This is a genomic window from Pseudomonas uvaldensis, assembly GCF_021271205.1.
Taxonomy (GTDB): Bacteria; Pseudomonadota; Gammaproteobacteria; order Pseudomonadales; family Pseudomonadaceae; genus Aquipseudomonas; species Aquipseudomonas uvaldensis.
In genome coordinates, this window is sequence record NZ_JAIWKS010000001.1 from 639,843 (window position 1) to 660,150 (window position 20,308).

The 20,308-nt window shown below is 61.2% G+C and carries 16 protein-coding genes; 5 read left to right on the forward strand and 11 right to left on the reverse strand.

From position 1 onward, the window contains the following. Positions 1-141: 141 nt before the first annotated feature. On the reverse strand, positions 142-456 hold the full coding sequence (locus tag LCU97_RS02950; protein ID WP_053155754.1) for a hypothetical protein: 315 nt from the start codon (positions 454-456) through the stop codon (positions 142-144). 50 nt (positions 457-506) lie between these two features. Between LCU97_RS02950 and LCU97_RS02955 the strand changes: the two genes are divergently transcribed. The 4 genes from LCU97_RS02955 to LCU97_RS02970 all read left to right on the forward strand — a co-directional run bounded on the left by LCU97_RS02955 (position 507) and on the right by LCU97_RS02970 (position 4,728). Then, on the forward strand, positions 507-1,430 hold the full coding sequence (locus LCU97_RS02955; protein ID WP_053155756.1) for a LysR family transcriptional regulator: 924 nt from the start codon (positions 507-509) through the stop codon (positions 1,428-1,430). Positions 1,431-1,444: 14 nt separating this feature from the next. Next, a complete protein-coding gene (locus LCU97_RS02960; protein ID WP_232775498.1) occupies positions 1,445-2,248 on the forward strand; it encodes an alpha/beta fold hydrolase in 804 nt (267 codons plus the stop codon). Between the two features lie 3 nt (positions 2,249-2,251). Continuing rightward, a complete protein-coding gene (locus tag LCU97_RS02965) occupies positions 2,252-2,815 on the forward strand; it encodes a peptidylprolyl isomerase (protein ID WP_232775499.1) in 564 nt (187 codons plus the stop codon). A gap of 80 nt (positions 2,816-2,895) precedes the next feature. Further along, on the forward strand, positions 2,896-4,728 hold the full coding sequence (locus tag LCU97_RS02970) for an ABC transporter ATP-binding protein (protein ID WP_232775500.1): 1,833 nt from the start codon (positions 2,896-2,898) through the stop codon (positions 4,726-4,728). A 69-nt stretch (positions 4,729-4,797) separates the two neighbouring features. On the opposite strand, the gene LCU97_RS02975 is transcribed toward LCU97_RS02970, so the two are convergent. From LCU97_RS02975 to aceK, 7 genes are all read right to left on the reverse strand, one after another. Continuing rightward, the gene (locus LCU97_RS02975; RefSeq protein ID WP_232775501.1) at positions 4,798-5,922 is read right to left on the reverse strand and encodes a GNAT family N-acetyltransferase; all 1,125 of its coding nucleotides are present in this window, start codon (positions 5,920-5,922) and stop codon (positions 4,798-4,800) included. A 139-nt stretch (positions 5,923-6,061) separates the two neighbouring features. Next, complete coding sequence (locus tag LCU97_RS02980; protein WP_053155770.1) at positions 6,062-7,372, reverse strand: OprO/OprP family phosphate-selective porin; 1,311 nt, start codon at positions 7,370-7,372, stop codon at positions 6,062-6,064. 287 nt (positions 7,373-7,659) lie between these two features. After that, positions 7,660-7,896, reverse strand: a complete 237-nt coding sequence (locus LCU97_RS02985) for an anti-sigma factor family protein (protein ID WP_232775502.1) — start codon at positions 7,894-7,896, stop codon at positions 7,660-7,662. Next, positions 7,890-8,501 carry an RNA polymerase sigma factor gene (locus LCU97_RS02990; protein ID WP_232775503.1) on the reverse strand — a complete coding sequence of 204 codons (612 nt, stop codon included), beginning with the start codon at positions 8,499-8,501 and terminating at the stop codon, positions 7,890-7,892. The genes LCU97_RS02985 and LCU97_RS02990 overlap by 7 nt, the downstream gene beginning before the upstream one ends. A gap of 62 nt (positions 8,502-8,563) precedes the next feature. Further along, the gene (locus tag LCU97_RS02995) at positions 8,564-9,685 is read right to left on the reverse strand and encodes a beta-ketoacyl-ACP synthase III (protein ID WP_232775504.1); all 1,122 of its coding nucleotides are present in this window, start codon (positions 9,683-9,685) and stop codon (positions 8,564-8,566) included. A 326-nt stretch (positions 9,686-10,011) separates the two neighbouring features. Continuing rightward, positions 10,012-13,923, reverse strand: a complete 3,912-nt coding sequence (gene hrpA, locus LCU97_RS03000) for an ATP-dependent RNA helicase HrpA (RefSeq protein WP_232775505.1) — start codon at positions 13,921-13,923, stop codon at positions 10,012-10,014. Between the two features lie 110 nt (positions 13,924-14,033). After that, positions 14,034-15,743: a bifunctional isocitrate dehydrogenase kinase/phosphatase gene (gene aceK / locus LCU97_RS03005; protein WP_053155780.1), complete on the reverse strand. Its 1,710-nt coding sequence runs from the start codon at positions 15,741-15,743 to the stop codon at positions 14,034-14,036. A 127-nt stretch (positions 15,744-15,870) separates the two neighbouring features. Between aceK and LCU97_RS03010 the strand changes: the two genes are divergently transcribed. After that, positions 15,871-16,779 carry a DMT family transporter gene (locus LCU97_RS03010; protein ID WP_053155782.1) on the forward strand — a complete coding sequence of 303 codons (909 nt, stop codon included), beginning with the start codon at positions 15,871-15,873 and terminating at the stop codon, positions 16,777-16,779. Positions 16,780-16,898: 119 nt separating this feature from the next. On the opposite strand, the gene LCU97_RS03015 is transcribed toward LCU97_RS03010, so the two are convergent. From LCU97_RS03015 to cysK, 3 genes are all read right to left on the reverse strand, one after another. Then, positions 16,899-17,762 carry a DMT family transporter gene (locus tag LCU97_RS03015; protein ID WP_053155784.1) on the reverse strand — a complete coding sequence of 288 codons (864 nt, stop codon included), beginning with the start codon at positions 17,760-17,762 and terminating at the stop codon, positions 16,899-16,901. A 338-nt stretch (positions 17,763-18,100) separates the two neighbouring features. Further along, positions 18,101-19,039, reverse strand: coding sequence for an aspartyl/asparaginyl beta-hydroxylase domain-containing protein (locus tag LCU97_RS03020; RefSeq protein ID WP_053155787.1), 939 nt, complete (start codon positions 19,037-19,039; stop codon positions 18,101-18,103). A 240-nt stretch (positions 19,040-19,279) separates the two neighbouring features. Then, positions 19,280-20,254, reverse strand: coding sequence for a cysteine synthase A (cysK, locus tag LCU97_RS03025; RefSeq protein ID WP_232775506.1), 975 nt, complete (start codon positions 20,252-20,254; stop codon positions 19,280-19,282). Positions 20,255-20,308: the final 54 nt, after the last annotated feature.

Here is a 20,308-nt window from a genome sequence, read left to right on the forward strand (position 1 = left end):
CCTCCATCGGAGAATGTTGTCAGTCGATGGAGTGAAGGTTAAACGTGACCTTATCGATGAAAAAGCGCAAATAACTGCTGCAAACAATCGATAAATTCGTTTATAAGCAAGGCAAGCGTTGTGTCGCCGCCTTGCATCCGATCATTTCGGCTTACACGTCAGCACAATACGCAGCTTGATGATGTCGCGGTTGAACTTGGCGGTAACGTTCTTGAATTTACCCGCGGCGACTTCGATCTTGCGGGTACGAGGCGCCTCGGGCCCATTGCGGAACAGCACGGTGCAGGCCGCGTCGGTATTGCCGTAGTTGTTGACCTGAATGGAACCGATATCGGCATCGGTGTCGTAGGGGGTGTAGTCGATGCTCACCCCTTCGAGGTGTTTTTCCACATCGATGGGATAGGCAAGGGCAGTCAGCGGCAACAGGGCCAGCAACGCACAACAGATTTTCTTCATTCGGCAGTCTCCACCCAGGGACCGCCAGCTTAGGACAAGAGGAGCTCAATATGAAAGCGCCCCGCGTGACCCTTGATCAATGGCGAACGCTGCAAGCCGTGGTGGACCACGGCGGTTTCGCCCAGGCCGCCGAAGTGTTGCATCGCTCCCAGTCGTCGGTGAGCTACACCGTGGCTCGCATGCAGGACCAGCTCGGCGTGCCGCTGCTGCGCATCGATGGACGCAAGGCCGTGCTGACCGAGGCCGGCGGCGTGTTGTTGCGTCGTTCCCGGCAATTAGTGAAACAGGCCAGCCAACTGGAGGACCTCGCCCATCATATGGAGCAAGGTTGGGAAGCCGAAGTGCGCCTGGTAGTCGACGCTGCCTACCCCTCCGCGCGCCTCGTGCGGGCCCTGACGGCGTTCATGCCGCAGAGCCGCGGTTGTCGGGTGCGTCTGCGAGAAGAAGTGCTGTCGGGGGTCGAGGAAGTGTTGCTCGAAGGCGTAGCGGACTTGGCCATCAGCGGCTTCAGCATCCCCGGCTACCTGGGGGCGGAATTGAGCGACGTGGAGTTCGTCGCGGTGGCCCATCCCGAACATGCCCTGCATCGGCTCAATCGCGAGCTAAGCTTCCAGGACCTGGAAAGCCAACTGCAGGTGGTCATCCGCGACTCCGGTCGCCAGCAGCCCCGGGACGTCGGCTGGCTGGGTGCCGAACAGCGCTGGACCGTCGGCAGCCTGGCCACCGCCGCGACCTTCGTCGGCAGTGGCCTGGGCTTCGCCTGGCTGCCCCGGCACATGATCGAGCGGGAACTCAAGGAGGGTTTGCTCAAGCGTCTACCCTTGGAACAGGGAGGCAGCCGAAACTCCACCTTCTATCTTTTTTCGAACAAGGAAAAACCCCTCGGCCCGGCTACCCAGATTCTCATCGAACTGTTGCGTACCTTCGACACCGCGCCGCTCGATGCGCCGTTCGCCGCCCCTGAACAAGCCTGACAAGGACTTCGCCCATGGCCTATTTCGCTCATGAAGATTGCAACCTGCACTACGAGGAGTACGGCCATGGCGCACCTTTGTTGTTGGTCCATGGGCTGGGCTCCAGTACGCGGGACTGGGAAAAGCAGATCCCGGTGTTATCCGCCCACTACCGCCTGATCGTCGTGGACGTGCGCGGTCACGGCCGCTCCGACAAACCCCGCGGGCACTACAGCATTGAAGGCTTCAGCGCCGACCTGATCGCCCTGATCGAACACCTTGGCCTGGGTCCGGTGCATCTGGTGGGCTGGTCCATGGGCGGCATGATCGCCTTCCAACTGGCGGTGGACGAACCCGGTCTCGTCAAGAGCCTGTGCATTGTCAACAGCACGCCCCAGGTAAAGATCCGCACGCTCGACGATTGCTGGCAATGGTTCAAGCGCTGGAGCCTGATGCGCCTCCTCAGCCTGGAAACCATCGGCAAGGCCCTGGGCGCCAAGCTTTTTCCCAAACCCGAACAGACCGAGTTACGACTGGAAATGGCCCGGCGCTGGGCAACGAACGACAAACATGCTTATCTCGCCAGCTTCGATGCCGTCGTGGGTTGGGGGGTGCAGGAACGACTCTCGCAAATTGCCTGTCCAACCCTGGTCATCTGTGCCGATCACGACTACACCCCGGTGGCGGTGAAAGAAGCCTATGTAAAGCTGCTGCCCGATGCACGGCTGGTAGTGATCGCCGATTCACGGCACGCTACCCCGCTGGATCAACCCGAACGCTTCAACCAAACCCTGCTCGACTTTCTGATCGCAGTCGACTCTACCCATCAGGATCATTGACCCATGCTGAAAAAAATCGCCCTCGCCGCCGGCACCGTTCTGTTTGCCGCCAATCTGATGGCGGCGCAGCCGGCCAAGGCGCCGCACGTACTGCTGGAGACTACCAACGGCCAGATCGAAATCGAACTGGACCCGGTCAAGGCGCCTGCCAGTACGAAAAACTTTCTTGAGTACGTGGACAGCGGCTTCTACAACGGCACGATCTTCCATCGAGTGATTCCGGGCTTCATGGCCCAGGGCGGTGGCTTTACCCCGCAAATGCAACAGAAGGAGACCAAGGCCCCGATTCAGAACGAAGCCAGCAACGGCTTGCATAACGTTCGCGGTACCCTGGCGATGGCTCGCACGTCCAACCCGAACTCGGCCACCAGCCAGTTCTTCATCAACGTGGCCGACAACGCCTTCCTCGATCCGGGCCGTGACGCCGGCTATGCGGTCTTCGGCAAAGTGGTCAAGGGCATGGATGTCGTGGACATCATCGTCAACTCCCAGTCCACCACCAAACAAGGCATGCAAAACGTGCCGATCGACCCTGTGATCATCAAGTCGGCCAAACGCATCGACTGAACACACAGGGCAAGCCTGAGCGGCGGCTGATCATGCGCCGCTCACAGCACAAAGGAGAGCCCTGCCCGGGCTGTTAATTCATGGTTTACCGCCGTTTCGAAAAACTGATCGACATCTTCCGCGACGCCCCCAGCTCGGCCCCACCGAACCGCGTCCTGCCCTTCTACACGTATTACCTGAAACAAGTCTGGCCAAGCTTCGCCGTCCTGCTGGTGGTGGGATTGGTCGGCGCATTGATCGAAGTGGCGCTGTTCAGCTACCTGAGCCGCATCATCGACCTGGCCCAAGGCACGCCCAACGTCGATTTCTTCAAGATCCACGGCCTGGAACTGGCGTGGATGGCGGTGGTGACGCTGATCCTGCGGCCAATCTTCGTGGCGCTGCATGACCTGCTGGTGCACCAGACCCTGAGCCCCGGCATGACCAGCCTGATCCGCTGGCAGAATCACAGCTACGTGCTCAAGCAGAGCCTGAATTTTTTTCAGAACGATTTCGCCGGACGTATCGCCCAACGCATCATGCAGACCGGCAACTCCCTGCGCGACTCAGCGGTACAGGCCGTGGACGCGCTGTGGCACGTGCTGATCTACGCCATCAGTTCGCTGGTACTGTTCGCCGAAGCCGACTGGCGCCTGATGATCCCGCTGCTGCTGTGGATCGCCGCCTACATCGGCGCGCTCTATTACTTCGTGCCGCGGGTCAAGGAACGTTCCGTGGTGTCGTCCGACGCCCGCTCCAAGCTCATGGGCCGGATCGTCGACGGCTACACCAACATCACCACCCTGAAGCTGTTCGCCCACACGAACTTCGAACAACAGTACGCACGCGAAGCGATCCAGGAACAGACCGAAAAAGCCCAGTTGGCCGGCCGTGTGGTGACCAGCATGGACGTGGTCATCACCAGCATGAACGGACTGTTGATCGTCGGCACCACCGGCCTGGCGTTGTGGCTGTGGACCCAGTCGCTGATCAGCGTCGGCGCCATTGCCCTGGCCACCGGGCTGGTGATCCGCATCGTCAACATGTCCGGCTGGATCATGTGGGTGGTCAACGGCATCTTCGAAAATATCGGCATGGTCCAGGACGGCCTGGAGACCATCGCCCAGCCGGTCAGTGTCACCGACCGCGAACACGCCAAGCCACTGGCGGTCGCCCGTGGCGAGGTGCGTTTCGAGCATGTGGACTTCCACTACGGCAAGAAAAGCGGCGTGATCAGCGACCTGAATCTGACCATCAGGGCCGGCGAGAAGATCGGCCTGATCGGCCCGTCCGGCGCGGGCAAATCCACCCTGGTCAACCTGCTGCTGCGTCTCTATGACGTGCAAGGTGGCCGCATCCTCATCGACGGCCAGGACATCGCCGAAGTGAGCCAGGAAAGCCTGCGCGAGCGGATCGGCATGATCACCCAGGACACCTCGCTGCTGCACCGCTCGATTCGCGACAACCTGCTTTACGGCAAACCCAACGCCACCGACGCGCAACTCTGGGAAGCGGTACACAAGGCCCGTGCCGATGAATTCATTCCGTTGCTTTCCGACGCCCAGGGCCGTACCGGCTTCGATGCCCATGTGGGCGAGCGCGGCGTGAAACTGTCCGGTGGCCAGCGCCAGCGCATCGCCATTGCCCGAGTCCTGCTCAAGGATGCACCGATCCTGATCATGGACGAAGCGACCTCGGCGTTGGACTCGGAAGTGGAGGCCGCGATCCAGGAGAGCCTGGAAACGCTGATGCAGGGCAAGACCGTGATCGCCATCGCCCACCGCCTCTCGACCATCGCCCGGATGGACCGTCTCGTAGTGCTGGAGAACGGTCGCATCGCCGAAACGGGCAGCCATGCCGAACTGCTGGCTCATGGCGGGCTGTATGCGCGGTTATGGCAGCATCAGACGGGTGGGTTCGTGGGGATCGACTGAATTGAGAGGTGCGGCTTGACCCCAGGAATAAGGCGCTGACTGCTGACTCACCGTGGCGGTCAGCCGATATCAGCACTGCCGATACGGCAGTGCCATCCTGGCCTCTTCGGCATAGGTCAACACCCCTTCCTGTTCACGGACGAGAAAATCCTCCACCGCCGCTTTCAGCCCCGGATGGCGCAGGTAATGCCACGACCGGGTAATCACCGGCTCGAACCCGCGTATCAATTTGTGCTCGCCTTGAGCACCCGCATCGAAGCGCTGCAAGCCCTGGGCAATCGCGTAATCCATACCCTGGTAGAAACAGGTCTCGAAGTGCAAGCGGTCGAACTCCGCCAGGCAACCCCAGTAACGCCCATAGAAACTGTCGCCGCCCACCAGGCTGAACGCCATCGCCACGGGACGGGCGCCTTGTTTGGCCAGGACGACGCGAATCGCCTCGGGCATGCGTTCGGCCAACAGGCTGAAAAACGCGCGGGTCAGGTACGGCGCCTGACGGCGCACCGCGTAGGTATTGGCGTAACAGGCGTAGACGAAATCCCACAGTGCCTCGTCCAGCTCATGCCCCGCAAGCCATTCGAATTCGATCCCCTGCCCCGCCACCTGCTCGCGCTCCTTGCGCATCTGCTTGCGCTTTCGGGAACTGAGGGCGTCGAGAAAATCCTGGAAGTCCCGGTAACCCCGGTTCTGCCAGTGATATTGGCAGCCGATCCGCTGCAGCCAACCTTCCTGCCCGGCCAGCGCCGTGTCGGTAAAGGTGTCGGTGAAGTTGATGTGGGCACTGGAAAGCCCCTCGATCTCCAGATAGCCCGGCAGGCAGCCAAGCAGCTCCAGACCATCCTCCAGCCGCGCCGTCAGCAGCCGGGGCCCGCTGACCGGGCTGAATGGCACCGCCGTCAACAGCTTGGGGTAATAGTCGATCCCGGCACGGGCGCAGGCGTCGGCCCAGCCGTGATCGAACACGTATTCGCCGTATGAATGCCACTTGCGATAACTGGGCAAGGCCGCCATCAAACGACCCTCTTCGATGTGCAGCAAATGCTCGGGTTGCCAGCCGGATTGCGGCCCGAGGCTGGCACTGTCCTCCAATGCGCCGAGGAAAGCGTGACGCAGGAACGGTTGATTGATGGGCACCAACGCGTCCCACTCATGCGGCGCGATGGCGGACAGGTTGTCCAGGACGTGTAGCGGCATGCGGTTCCCCGATCTCCAGACTGCGGATGGGGCGAGTATCGCCGATCTCGGCCCGCGCACCATAAAAAAACCCCGCCGGAGCGGGGTTGAAAGGAGCTTTAACGGATGAAGAAAGCGCTCTGTATCAGGTCAGCGCGACTCAGAACACGTACTGGGCACGGACCACGAAGCCGTCACCATCGTCGTCACCGTTGGCGTTGGTGACTTTGTCGGTCTTGGCCTTGATGTAAGCGCCGGTGATTTTCACAGCCTCGTTGGCGTACCAGTTCACGCCCAGGTTGTGCACCTTGGCTTCGGCATCGCCCACTTCACGGGTGGCCGAGGCCGTGGTGATGTTGTCGTCCTCGACGGTCAGGCTGTCAAAGCGATAGAACAGTTCCCAGGCACCGATGGACTTGTTCTGAGGCTTGATCGAATCGAATTTGCCGACCTTGTAGCCACGGGACTCGCCAGTGAGGGTGTAGGCGCCCTGCACGTAGAAACCGTGGCCCTTGATGTCTTCGAAACCGTCGGCGTCAGCCTTGGTCTTGCGAGTGATGTATTCACCCTGGATCGAGGCCGGGCCCATGGCAAAGGCGGCTTCCAGGCCGAACGCGGTATCGCGGTCGTAGGAACCTGCTGGCGAGTTGTTGGCGCCGCCCAGTACAGGACGGTTGCCGTTCGGACCGGCATCGTTGCCGCCGAGGGTTTCAACACCACGCATGCCCAGGCGGGAACGATAGCGTGCGTCGAATACGGTGTCGGAAACATCACGGGAAGCCACGTTCACACCGAAGTGCAGCACATTGCCGGCGTCATGCATCGGCGCGAACACAAAACGGCCGTTGACTTGCTTGACGCTGTCGCCGTCGGTGTCGTCGGTGTCCTTGCTGAACACACCGGCCGAGGCGTAGAACGAATCGGCGAAGGTGCTGGACGCTTGCAGGCCCAGGCCGTTCTGGTGGCTGTTGGTCCAATCGATCAGGTCGTAGGCGGCGTTACGCTCAGGCGCAGTCACCCACTTGGAGCTGGTGGCTTTTTCCAGGCCGAAATCGGGGTCGAAGCGACCGACTTTGATCGAGACCGGCTTGAAGCCGTTGTAGGCCAGGGACGCTTCGTCGAAGTAGCCGTTGTCGGAGTCGCCGCTGTTGTGGGACATGTCGTAGTTGATGGTGTAGGCCCAATCCGTGTACAGCACACCGGACAGTTCCAGGAAGGCGCGACGGATGTAAGCGGCATCGGCCGAGTTGCCGTTGTCGGTGTAGATCCCATCGAACTGGCTGTAGTCAGCCTGCAAACGACCGCCAAGCTTGAAGCTGAACTCTTTGTCAGTGGTGGCGACTTCAAGGCCGCCCTTGGTTTTGACCACGATATCGGCGCCGTCGGTGGTGACGGTGCCGGCGAAAGCCTGGGCGGTTACTGCCATTGCCAGCGCGCTGGCGGCAAAACCTGCGAAGTGCTTACGGATCATCGAAGAATTCCCCTGTTGGTAGTCTATGCGTTAGAAAACACGCGGAAACGGGCCCGCTGGTGTTGGGAGGGGATCTTGGCGACCGGTTGTGTCAGGCAGGTTGCCATCACATAAAGATTTCATGACAGCGGAACTTTTTACTTCGAAAAGAAATAACTGGAAACACCGATGACCCCTGTGGGAGCGGGCTTGCTCGCGAAAGCGGTGTATCAATCGACATCGAAGTTGGATGGACCACCGCATTCGCGAGCAAGCCCGCTCCCACAAGGTTGGGGGCGTCTCGGGGTTTAGCGGTGGGCTCTACGGCGCTCGGCGGCAAGTTTTTCCGCGAGGTGGTCCAGGTTCGGCACCGGTGCTACGGGAAGCTTCCTGAGGGTTGCCTGCATCAGGCGCATCTGGCGGATGAAGCGCCGGCAATTGGGGCAGAACATCAGGTGATGGCGCACCATCAGGCGTTCACGGAAGGTCAGTTGTCCGTCGAGGTAATCGCTGGAGCGCGCTACTTGTTCCTTGCAGGTCAGCATTCGCCGGTTTCCTCGAAATGTTCAACAGTCGCGAAAACTTTCAATCGGGCGCGATGCAACAGCACGCGTACGTTGGAGAGCGAGATATCGAGAAGGTTACAGATTTCTTCCAGCTCCAGCCCCTGGCGCTCGCGCAGGGTCAGCACGCTGCCTTGCAGCTCCGAGAGGCTGAGCAAGGTGTGTTCAAGGCAATCGCGCAATTCGCTCTCCGTGAGCAGCGCTTCCGGCGTGTCCTGGTGCCAGGCGAACGGCGCCAGCAGCCAGTGTCCATCGGCGGCAAAGCGATCCTCGCCGAGGGTGCCGTGGGGCGCCGGAAGATCGTCGAGCAATACTTCGCGACGATTTTGTTTATAGCGTCCCTTGGCCGCGTTGGCCGTGATGGTCAGCAGCCAGGTCTTGAGGCTGGAACGGCCCTGGAACCCGTCGAGATTGCGCACTACCGACAGCCAGGCGTCCTGCACGACTTCATCGGCATGGCGGCTGCCCACAATAGCGAACGCCACGGCGCGCATCGCTCCCTGGTAGGTGCTGACCAGCTCTTTGTAGGCCTGCTGCTCGCCGGCCAGGAGGCGTTGGAGCAGTTGGGTGTCATCACCGGCCGTCATTCAACATCCTGTCCGATCTGTGGGAGCGGGGCTTGTGGGAGCAAGGCCTTGCTCCCACAAGATCAACGCTTGCGCAGAATCACACTGCCAATCGAATAACCGGCGCCGAACGAGCTGAGTACCGCGACCGTGCCGCTGGGCAGGTCGTCCTGGTACTTGTGGAATGCAATCACCGAACCGGCCGAGCTGGTGTTGGCGTAGGTGTCGAGGATCACCGGGGCTTCCTCTTCGGTGGCTTCCCGGCCCAGCAGCTTGCGCACAATCAGGTGGTTCATGCTCAGGTTGGCCTGGTGCAGCCAGAAGCGCTTCACTTCACCGACGTCCAGCTGGTTTTCCTCCAGATGAACCCCGATCAGCTCGGCCACCATCGGGCAGACGTCGCGGAAGACCTTGCGACCTTCCTGGACGAACAGCTTGTCCCGCGTGCCGATCCCTTCCTCGGCCGCCCGGTTGAGAAAACCAAAGTTGTTACGGATATTGTTGGAGAACTTGGTGAGCAGTTTGGTGCTGACCACGTCGAACTGATACGGCGAAGTCGCCAGGTCCGCCCGTTCGATGATCACGGCGGTGGCTGCGTCGCCGAAAATGAAGTGGCTGTCACGGTCGCGGAAGTTCAGGTGGCCGGTGCACACTTCGGGGTTAACCATCAGGATCGCCCGCGCCTGGCCCAGTTGTACGCTGTTGGCCGCGGCCTGGATGCCGAAGGTCGCCGAGGAACAGGCCACGTTCATGTCGAAGCCGAAACCGTCGATGCCCAAGGCTTCCTGGACTTCGATGGCGATGGCCGGGTAAGCGCGCTGCAAGTTGGAACAGGCGACGATCACGCCGTCGATGTCGGCGGCGGTGCGCCCGGCACGCTCAAGGGCTTGTTTCGCGGCGCCGACAGCCATTTCGCAGAGTACCGACCACTGCTCGTTGGAGCGTTCCGGCAGGCGTGGGGTCATGCGTTGCGGGTCGAGGATGCCGTCCTTGTCCATGACGAAGCGGCTCTTGATGCCAGAGGCCTTTTCGATGAACGCCGCGCTGGATTCGGTCAAGGCCTCCACTTCGCCGCGCTCGATGGCCTCGGCGTTGTCCGCATTGAATTGCGCGACATAGGTGTTGAAAGATTGCACCAGCTCTTCATTGGAAATGCTGTTGGCCGGGGTGTACAGGCCGGTGCCACTGATGACGACGTTATGCATGGTCGTGTCTCTGATCTGTTCAGGCAGAAAGCATTGGCACAATCGTGCCAACACGCAAAGGGTCTTTTCCCATCCCGGGGAAGCAGACCTGGCCTCGCTTTATTCCGATCCGCCCGTAGGCATTGAAGCTCAAAACCACGGGACCGGCACTTATAGGCGCGAAGTTTGCCATAAACGCTGGCGTTTGGCCCATTCTCCCTTACTGACAACACAAAACACTTGTGGGAGCGGGCTTGCTCGCGAAAGCGGTGGTCCATCCAAATTCTATGTCGATTGATACACCGCATTCGCGAGCAAGCCCGCTCCCACAGCGGTTTGTGTCAGCTTCAGGGTTCGACCTGCCCCCACTGCTTACTCAGGCGCTTGTCCGAAATCGGCACCTTGGTCCCCAACTGTTGGGCGAACAACGACACCCGGTACTCCTCCAGCCACCAGCGGTACAGTTCCAGTTGCGGATCACGCTTGCCTTCCTGGGCATGTTTGCCCGCGCGGGCCTGGTATTGGGTCCAGAGCGTCGACAACTCGCCGCTCCAGACCCGATCCTTCTGTACTTGACTGCCCAGTTTCTCGAAGCGCTGTTCGATGGCCTTGAGATAACGTGGCAGTTCCTTGAGCCATTGATGCGGGGTTTCGCGCACGAAACCTGGGTACACCAAATGGCTGAGCTGCTGCTTGATGTCGTTCAGGGCCACGGCCTGGGCCAGGTCGATCTTGCCTTTGAAGCGTTTTTGCAGGCCGTGCCAGAGCTTGAGGATGTCCAGGGTCAGCTTCGCCAGGCGCTCGGCGTGCTCCGTCCAGCCGCCACGCTTGCGCTCGGCCAGGGAAGCCAGCGCGGCGCCGTCACGGGGCAGACTCGCCTCGCCTTCCAGCACGCAACTGTCGAGGCTCACCAGCAGGATGTCTTCCACCAAACTGTCGATACGCCCCAGCTCGCGGTAGAGCAGGCCCAGCTCGGTCAATCCCGGCAATTTGCCCCGCAGGAACTTGGCCGACTCGGCCAATTGCTGCATCAGCAAGCGCTGCAAGGCGCGGCGATGCTGGAATTCGGCTTCGGCGGGCGTCGGGAAACGGCCCTCCTTGACCACGCCCCCCTCTTCCACCAGGGCCGGATACACCGTCATCGACAGCCCGGCAATTTTTTGCTGGGTTTTTTCCGCCACCGGCGCGAAGACCTTCGCCTCCACGGGCGCCTGGCTCTTGGCCGTCTGCGGCACGGCCAATGCGGCCTGGCTGGCTTCGGCAAACCGCGCCGTCAATTCGGCCAGATCGCGGCCTTCGCCGAGAAACTTGCCCTGGCCGTCGACGATCTCCAGGTTCATGCGCAGGTGACTTTCCACCTGCTGCGCCGCCTCAGCCCAGGCTTCGTCACTCACCCTCGCCCCGGTCATGCGCAGCAATTCGCGACCCAGGGATTGGGGCAACGAGCCTTCGGCAAAAGTGATGCGTTGCAGCGCGGCCTTGACGAAATCCGGCACCGGCACGAAATTCTTGCGCAGGGCCTTGGGCAGGTTGCGCACCAGGGCGATGCACTTGGCCTCGATCATTCCGGGTACCAGCCATTCCAGGCGTTCCGGCGGCAGCATCGGCAACAGCGGCGCCGGCACTCGCAGGGTCACACCGTCGCGGGGGTGGTTGGGTTCGAAGTGATAGCTCAGCGGCAAGGTCAGGTCGCCGACGCGCAAGGTGTCGGGAAAATGCGCGGCGGTGACTTCGCTGGCGTCACGCGCCAGCACGTCCTCCTCGCGCATGATCAGCAGCTGTGGGTCTTTCTGGCTGTTGATGCGATACCAGCTGTCGAAGGTCGCCGTCTGGTGAATCTCGGCCGGCAACCGTGCGTCGTAAAAAGCGAACAGGGTTTCTTCGTCCGCCAGGATGTCGCGGCGGCGCGCCTTGGCTTCCAGTTCGTCGAGTTGTTCCAGAAGCCTGGTGTTGGCTCCCAGGCATTTGGCCCGGGACTGGATCTCGCCGCGCACCAACGCCTCGCGGATAAACAGCTCCCGCGACACCACCGGGTCCACCGGGCCGTAATGCACCGGCCGGCGTCCGACCACGATCAGCCCGAACAAAGTGATCTGTTCATACGCCACCACCTGCCCGCGCTTCTTCTCCCAATGGGGTTCGAAGTGGTTTTTCTTGATCAGGTGTCCGGCCAGCGGTTCGATCCAGTCCGGCTCGATCTTGGCGACCATGCGCGCATACAGCTTGGTGGTTTCCACCAGCTCGGCGGTCATCAGCCATTGCGGACGTTTCTTGCCCAGGCCCGATGACGGATGGACCCAGAAGCGTCGCTGACGGGCACCCAGATAATCGCCGTCTTCGGTCTTCTGGCCAATCTGGCTGAGCAGGCCCGACAGCACCGCTTTGTGCAGCTTCGGGTAGTCCGCCGGCTCTTTGTTGAGGCTCAACTGCATATCGCGGCAGATCAGGCTCAGTTGACGATGGGAATCGCGCCATTCCCGCAGGCGCAGGTAATTGAGGAAGTTCTTGCGACACCAGTTGCGCAGCGGGCTGGCAGTCAGCGCCTGGCGCTGCTCTTCGAAACCGCGCCACAGATTGACCAGCCCGGCGAAATCCGAATCCGTGTCTTTCCATTGGGCATGGGCCTGGTCCGCGGCCTGCTGGCGCTCGGGTGGGCGTTCGCGCGGATCCTGGATCGACATGGCGCTGGCGACGATCAGCACTTCCTGAAGGCTGCCGAGCTTCGCCGCTTCCAGCAGCATGCGACCCATGCGCGGATCCACCGGCAAGCGCGCCAACTGGCGGCCCAGCGGGGTCAGCTGGCCGTTGCGGTCCACTGCGGACAATTCTTGCAGCAGGTTGAAACCGTCGCTGATGGCCTTGCCGTCCGGCGGTTCGATGAACGGGAAGTCGGTGATCTCGCCCAGGCGCAGGTGCAGCATCTGCAGGATCACCGCCGCCAGGTTGGTACGCAGAATCTCGGGATCGGTGAATTCCGGCCTGCCGAGGAAATCTTCCTCGCTGTACAAACGTATGCAAATCCCCGGCTCGACCCGCCCGCAGCGACCCTTGCGCTGGTTGGCGCTGGCCTGGGAAATGGCCTCGATGGGCAGGCGCTGGACCTTGGCGCGATAGCTGTAGCGGCTGATGCGCGCGGTACCGCTGTCGATCACATAGCGGATACCCGGTACGGTCAGCGAGGTTTCGGCGACGTTGGTTGCCAGCACTACACGCCGCCCCGGATGGGATTGGAAAATCCGCTGCTGCTCGGCTGGCGTCAAACGCGCATAGAGCGGCAGGATTTCGGTGTGCTTGAGTTGGGCCTTGCGCAGCATCTCCGCCGCGTCGCGAATCTCCCGTTCGCCCGGCAGGAACACCAGCACATCGCCAGGGCTGCGGCGCTCGCTGCGCTCATGGGCGGCGATTTCATCGAGGGCGGCGAGGATCGCCTGGTCGACGGTCAGGTCATCCTCGACCCGGTTGCCCTCTTCGTCCTGCTCCAGGGTCAGCGGGCGATACCAGGTTTCCACCGGGAAGGTGCGACCGGAAACCTCGACGATCGGCGCGTCATCGAAGTGTTTGGAGAAGCGCTCCAGGTCGATGGTCGCCGAGGTGATGATGACCTTCAGGTCCGGGCGGCGCGGCAGCAGGGTTTTCAGGTAACCCAGCAGGAAGTCGATGTTCAGACTGCGCTCGTGGGCTTCGTCGACGATGATGGTGTCGTAGCGTTCCAGGTAACGGTCATTCTGAGTTTCGGCCAGCAGGATCCCGTCGGTCATCAGCTTGACCAACGTATTGGCGTCGCTCTGGTCCTCGAACCGCACCTGATAGCCCACCAACGCGCCCAGTGGCGTGCCCAGTTCCTCGGCCACGCGGCTGGCCACGCTGCGGGCGGCGATACGGCGTGGCTGGGTATGGCCGATCAAGCCATGCTGGCCGCGACCGATTTCCAGGCAGATCTTCGGCAATTGGGTGGTTTTGCCTGAGCCGGTTTCACCGGCGATGATCAGTACCTGATGCTTGAGCAACGCCTGCTTGATCTCGTCGCGCTTGGCGGCGATCGGCAAGTTGTCGTCGTAGCGGATCACCGGCAGGCTGGCCTTGCGCGCCAGCACCTGATCACAGGACGCTTGCATGCGCGTCACCCATTGGGCGAGTTTCGCCTCATCGGGTTTCTTGCGCAGCTCGAGCAACTGGCGCCGCAACCGGTGACGGTCGGCGAGCATGGCGTGGTCGAGGTTTTTCAGCAACTTGTCGATAGCGGGGGCTTGGTCAGTCATCAGGTACGCAAGGGAAAAGGAGCAGCGGCAAGTTTCAAGCGGCAAGCTGCAAGTTGCAAGCTGCGTTGGCCGGAAACTCGAAACTTGCCGCTTGAACCTTGAAGCGGCTTCTATCCCTTGCGCCGGTACGGAAACACATCGATTACCTTCCCGGCCCGGATCGCCTCCTGCAGGCCTTTCCAGTAGTCGGCGTTGTACAGCTCGCCGTGCATCTGGTCGAACAACTTGCGTTGTCCGGCGTCGGCGAACAGGAACGGCGGGAACTCCTCGGGGAAGACGTCCAGCGGTCCGATGGAGTACCAAGGCTCGGAGGCCATTTCATCTTCCGGCGTGCGCGGCTGGGGAATATGGCGGAAGTTGGCTTCGGTCAGGAAGCAGATTTCATCGTAGTCGTAGAACACCACGCGGCCGTGACGGGTCACGCCGAAGTTCTTGAGCAGCATGTCTCCGGGAAAGATATTGGCCGCCGCCAGTTGCTTGATGGCCAGACCATAGTCTTCCAGTGCCTCACGCACCTGGGCTTCGCTGGCGTTCTCCAGGTAGAGGTTCAGTGGTGTCATGCGCCGCTCGGTCCAGCAGTGGCGGATCAACACCGTGTCGCCCTCCACCGACACCGTCGACGGCGCGACCTCCAGCAACTCCTCCAGGCACGCCGGCTCGAACTTGCTCAACGGAAAGCGAAAATCGGCGAACTCCTGGGTATCGGCCATGCGCCCGACCCGGTCGACGCTTTTCACCAGTCGATACTTCTCGATCACCGTGGCCCGGTCGACGTTTTTCGAGGGGGAAAAACGGTCCTTGATGATTTTGAAAACGGTATTGAAACCCGGCAGCGTGAACACACTCATGACCATGCCGCGCACACCGGGCGCCATGATGAATTGGTCGTCGGTATTGGCCAGGTGATTGATCAAGGCCCGATAGAATTCGGACTTGCCATGCTTGTAGAAACCAATGGAGGTGTACAGCTCGGCAATGTGCTTGCCCGGCAGGATGCGCTTGAGAAAGCCGACGAATTCCGCGGGCACCGGCACATCCACCATGAAGTAGGAACGCGTGAACGAAAAGATGATCGACACCTGGGCCTCGTCCGTGATCAGCGCGTCGATCTGGATGCCCCGGCCCTCGCGATGCAGCAGCGGAACGACCAGGGGCCATTGGTCATCCCGGGTGTAGATCCGGCCCACCAGATAGGCGCCTTTGTTGCGATAGAGCACCGAAGAAAACAGCTCCACCGTCAGCTCGGGGTCCTTGCAGACCCAGTCCGGCAGGTTCTCTCGTAGCTGGGCTTCGAGACGCTGCAAATCACCCGGCAGGTCGGCATAGTCCTCGCTGAAACGGTAATCGGCAAAGATCTGCGCCAGCATCCGGTCGAGTTGGCCCTGAGGCTTGTAGGTGCGGGTCTGGGCAGCACGGGCTCGGCGCAGGCTGGGCCGGGTGGTGTGGATGAACATCGTGCCGTCGCTGATCAGGTCGTGGCTGAACAGGCCGCAGAAGATCGAGTTGTACCAGGTTTCGGACAGTTCATCGTCGAAACGCAGGTCGATCAGGCTGATGTAGGCGCTTTTCACCAGAGGCCAGCAGCTGACGTCCATCAGCGCTTCGGCGTCGAAAGCCTTGCGCAGCCGGGCGACGGTTTCGAAGACTTTCTCTTCATACAAATTGATCCGCGCCGCCGAAGCCGCTTGCGCCTCCTGCCACCGGGCCTGCTCGAACCGGGCCCGGGCGCCATCGGTGATTTGCCGGAAATGCTCACGATAATCGTCGAAACCGTCGAGAATCGAACGGGCGATTTCGGTGGCGGGCCATGGCTGGGGCATCGGGAACCTCGACGGGTCATCTTGTTATTGGCGACTGAGCTTAGAGGCCAATCCGTCGGCAACGCAACCGTTGCCATCGGCCTGGAGGGCGGCGACACTTGCCAGCCCATCAAGGAAGGAATGACTTGTGAACCTCGTCGACATCTTGCGCCTGCTGTCACTGGCCGCCATCTGGGGGGCTAGCTTCCTGTTCATGCGCATCATCGCCCCGGTCATCGGCACGATCCCCACCGCCTTCTTTCGCGTCTCCATCGCCTTCGTCGGCTTGCTGGTGATCCTGGCGCTGATGCGTGTCGACTGGAGTTTTCGCGGCAAGCTGAAGGTGGTGATGGTGCTGGGCCTGATCAACTCGGGCATCCCGGCCACGTTCTATTCCCTGGCGGCCCAGGTGCTGCCGGCGGGTTATTCGGCGATCTTCAACGCTACGACGCCTCTGATGGGCGTGTTGATCGGTGGACTGTTCTTCAGCGAACAGCTTACCGTGGCGAAGGTCAGCGGCGTGTTCCTCGGCCTCTTGGGCGTGGGCATCCTGACCGGTGCCGGGCCAGTGGCGTTCGACCTGCAACTGCTGATGGGCGCCCTCGCCTGCCTGATGGCTACCACCTGTTATGGCTTCGCCGGCTTCCTGACCCGTCGCTGGCTCGATCATCAAGGCGGGCTCGACAGCCGCCTCTCGGCCCTGGGCAGCATGTTCGGTGCCACGTTGTTTCTGCTGCCATTGTTCGGCTACAGCGTCATCAGCCAGCCACCGGCCAGTTGGGGAGGCTGGAGCGTCTGGCTGTCGCTGTTGGGCTTGGGCCTGGTGTGTACCGCGCTGGCCTACATCCTTTATTTCAGACTGCTCAGTGCCATCGGCCCGGTGAAGTCCATGACCGTGACCTTCCTGATCCCGCCGTTCGGCGTGCTGTGGGGGGCGTTGCTGCTGGATGAGCCGCTGGGCATGGCGCATCTGTATGGCGGAGTGTTGATCGCGGCGGCATTGTGGCTGGTGTTGAAGCCTGGGGCGGTGAAGCCGGCTGAGGTGTCGGCCCGGTAGGGTGTCGGCGTGGCGGAAAAAGCCTTCGCGAGCAAGCCCGCTCCCACAGGTTTTTGTACCGTACTGGTGGAGCGAGCCTGCTCGCGAGAGCGATCGTGCGGCTGACGAGCCTCTAACGGTCAGCCACTTTTACGAAACACAAACGCCAACCCGACGATGATCAGCCCCATCCCCAGCACGCTCAGCAACGCCAACCGGTTGCCAAACACCAGGTAATCCATGATGGCCGTCACCGCCGGCACCAGGTAGAACAGACTGGTGACGTTCACCAGGTTGCCCCGTGCGATCAACCGGTACAGCAACAGCGTTGCCAGCACCGAAACCACCAGCGCCATCCACACCACCGGCACGATGAAACCCGCGCTGTGTTCGAAGTGAAACGGTTGAAACGGCACGAACACCGCGCACAGCACAAGCCCGGCAAGGTATTGAACGGGCAGCGTGCCCAGAGGGTTTTGGGTGATGCGTTTCTGCATGATCGAACCGGCCGTCATGCTCAGCAGCGCAAGCAATCCACACAGCATTCCAGCCAGGGACATACCGGCCAGGCCGATGCCCTGGTAGACCACCATGACCAGCCCCGCCAACCCCAGCATCAGACCGGACATCCGCTGCCAGGAACGCTGGCGCTCGATGAGCACCACCGTCAGGATCGGCTGTACCCCCATTAACGTCGCCATGACCCCCGGTGTGACATTCATCTGCAACGCCAACAGATAGAAAATCTGATAGGCGCCCAGCAGCACCAACCCAGTGGCCGCCGCGTACAGCATCGGCTTGCCGATTCTGGGTAACTTGAATTTGCACACCGGGATCAACAGCACCAGCGCGCACAGGGCTATGGAAAAGCGGATCAGCAGGAAAGCAAAAGGCGAAGCATGGGCCAGGCCCAGTTTGGAAAAGATCGCCCCGCTGCTCCACAGCAGGACGAACAGGCTCGTGGAAGCCGCCGCCAATAAGGCGTTTCTGGATAGGGAAAACATGAATGCCACCTGTTATCAGGCAAAAGCCAACTCAGCCGGAGCTGAAATTCAGTAGTTTTTTCAGGCGGGCGCAGGAAACGGCAACGACTGCCGATCAGCCCTGGACGCCAACACCCGGCGGTGATACGACGACGCACACCGGTGGGCTACTGACAGGTGGAGGGTATTGACCGACCTGCCCACGTTGCTGATTCCCCCACGGCACGACGCCAGCGTTCAACGCTGGAATCACGACCGCGACAACTGGGGATACAGGCATGAGCCGATCTCTGGAAAGGATGGGTTCGAGGACCCGGAGAGCGCCGACTATAACCAGCGCTCGAGGCATAATGCAATGCTCAAACGAACAACCAGTAGCCCAATGCCGTCAGCACCGCTACCGCCAGTACCGGCCGCATCACACGGTAGGCCTTGGGATGCTTGCGCTTCCATTGCTTGACCCGGCCACTGATGCCATCGCTGAACGACTTGCTCCAGGCATAGGCCCGGTTGATACCACCGACATGTTCGTCATCCAGGTTCTGCGGTGCGGTGGCACGCCCAAGGAAGGCGCTGATGGAACGGTTGAGGCGGGTCATCAGCCGACTTTTGAGCGGCCGCTCGACATCGCAGAACAGGATCACACGGGTCTGCGGTGTTTCATTCTTGACCCAATGCACATAGGTTTCGTCGAACATCACGTCTTCGCCATCGCGCCAGGCATAGATCTGGCCGTCGACGAAGATCCGGCAATCGTCGGAATTGGGCGTGGAAAGCCCAAGGTGATAGCGCAGCGAGCCCGCGAACGGATCGCGATGCGGGTTCAAGTGGCTGTCGCCCGGCAGCAGGGCGAACATCGCGCCGCGGACGTTGGGAATGCGGTTGACCAGTTCGACGGTTCTGGGACACAGCAATTGCGCCGATGGCAATGGTTTGTCGTACCACTTGAGGTAGAAGCGCTTCCAGCCTTTCTTGAAGAACGAACCGAAGCCGGCGTCATTGTTCTTTTCTGCAGCGCGGATGTATCCCTCATCGAACAGGCGCATGGCTTCGTCGCGAATGACCTGCCAGTTGTCCTTGAGCACATCCAGTTCCGGAAACTTGCTGCGGTCCAGATAAGGTTTGGAGGGCACCCCGGAAAACAGGTACATCAAGGTGTTGTAGGGGGCGAATAACGCCGAGTGGTTGACGAACTGGCGCAACACCGGCAGGCGCGCCCTGCCGCGCAGGTGTACGTAGAGGGTACTGCCTATGAACAACAGCAAGACCGACGCCTTGGCGACGAACGAAACGGTCATTTTCAAACTCCTTGTCAAAAACTCAAGCAACGCCAATTGCCCGACGTAGCCGAAGGCCATGTTAAAGATTCATGGCCTGGGTAAAAACCGTCCGACGCAACATTCTCTGTTGAGTAAAACGCAATAAACCCTTCTAGCATGCGTCAGCTGAACCATGGCTGACGCCAGCAAACATTCTCCTCTCGTTCTTGCGGCGAGGGGATATCCCCTCGTCGCATCAGGCTTCATTTCAACCCAACGTCACTGCTGTGTTTCCTGTTCGGTGAACAGGTCGCTGAACAGCATGCTCGACAGGTACCGCTCGCCGGAATCCGGCAGGATCACCACCAGGGTCTTGCCCTGCATTTCCGGTTTTTCCGCCAGGCGCACGGCCACGGCCATCGCCGCGCCACAGGAGATTCCGCAAAGTATCCCCTCCTCCTGCATCAAGCGCAAAGCCATGGCCTTGGATTCCTCGTCAGTGACCCGTTCCACCTGGTCGACCATCGTCAGGTCGAGGTTCTTCGGCACGAAGCCCGCGCCGATCCCCTGGATCTTGTGGGGGCTGGGCTTGATTTCCTGGCCGGCCATCGCCTGGGTGATCACCGGCGAACTCTCTGGCTCTACGGCCACCGACAGGATCGGCTTGCCGCAGGTGTTCTTGATGTACCGCGACACCCCGGTAATGGTGCCTCCCGTGCCCACGCCCGCCACCAACACATCCACCGCGCCGTCGGTATCGTTCCAGATTTCCGGGCCGGTGGTTTTTTCGTGAATGGCCGGGTTCGCCGGGTTATCGAACTGCTGCGGCATGAAGTAGGTGGCTGGATCGCTGGCCACGATCTCGGCGGCCTTCTCGATGGCCCCTTTCATGCCCTTGGCCGGCTCGGTCAGCACCAGCTCGGCGCCGAGGGCCTTGAGCACCTTGCGTCGTTCGATGCTCATGGAGGCCGGCATGGTCAGCATCAGTTTGTAGCCACGGGCGGCGGCCACGAACGCCAGACCGATGCCGGTGTTGCCCGACGTGGGTTCGACGATGGTCATGCCCGGCTTGAGCCTGCCTGTGCTTTCCGCGTCCCAGATCATGTTCGCGCCAATCCTGCACTTGACCGAGTAGCCCGGGTTCCGTCCTTCGATCTTGGCCAGGATGGTCACGCCGCGCGGGGCGAGCCGGTTGATCTGCACCAGGGGCGTATTACCGATGGAATGGGCGTTGTCAGCATATATGCGGCTCATGTCGGGGTCCTTAATGCGGCGTGAATTCAAGCGCCTAAAGGTATGCCTGTTGCC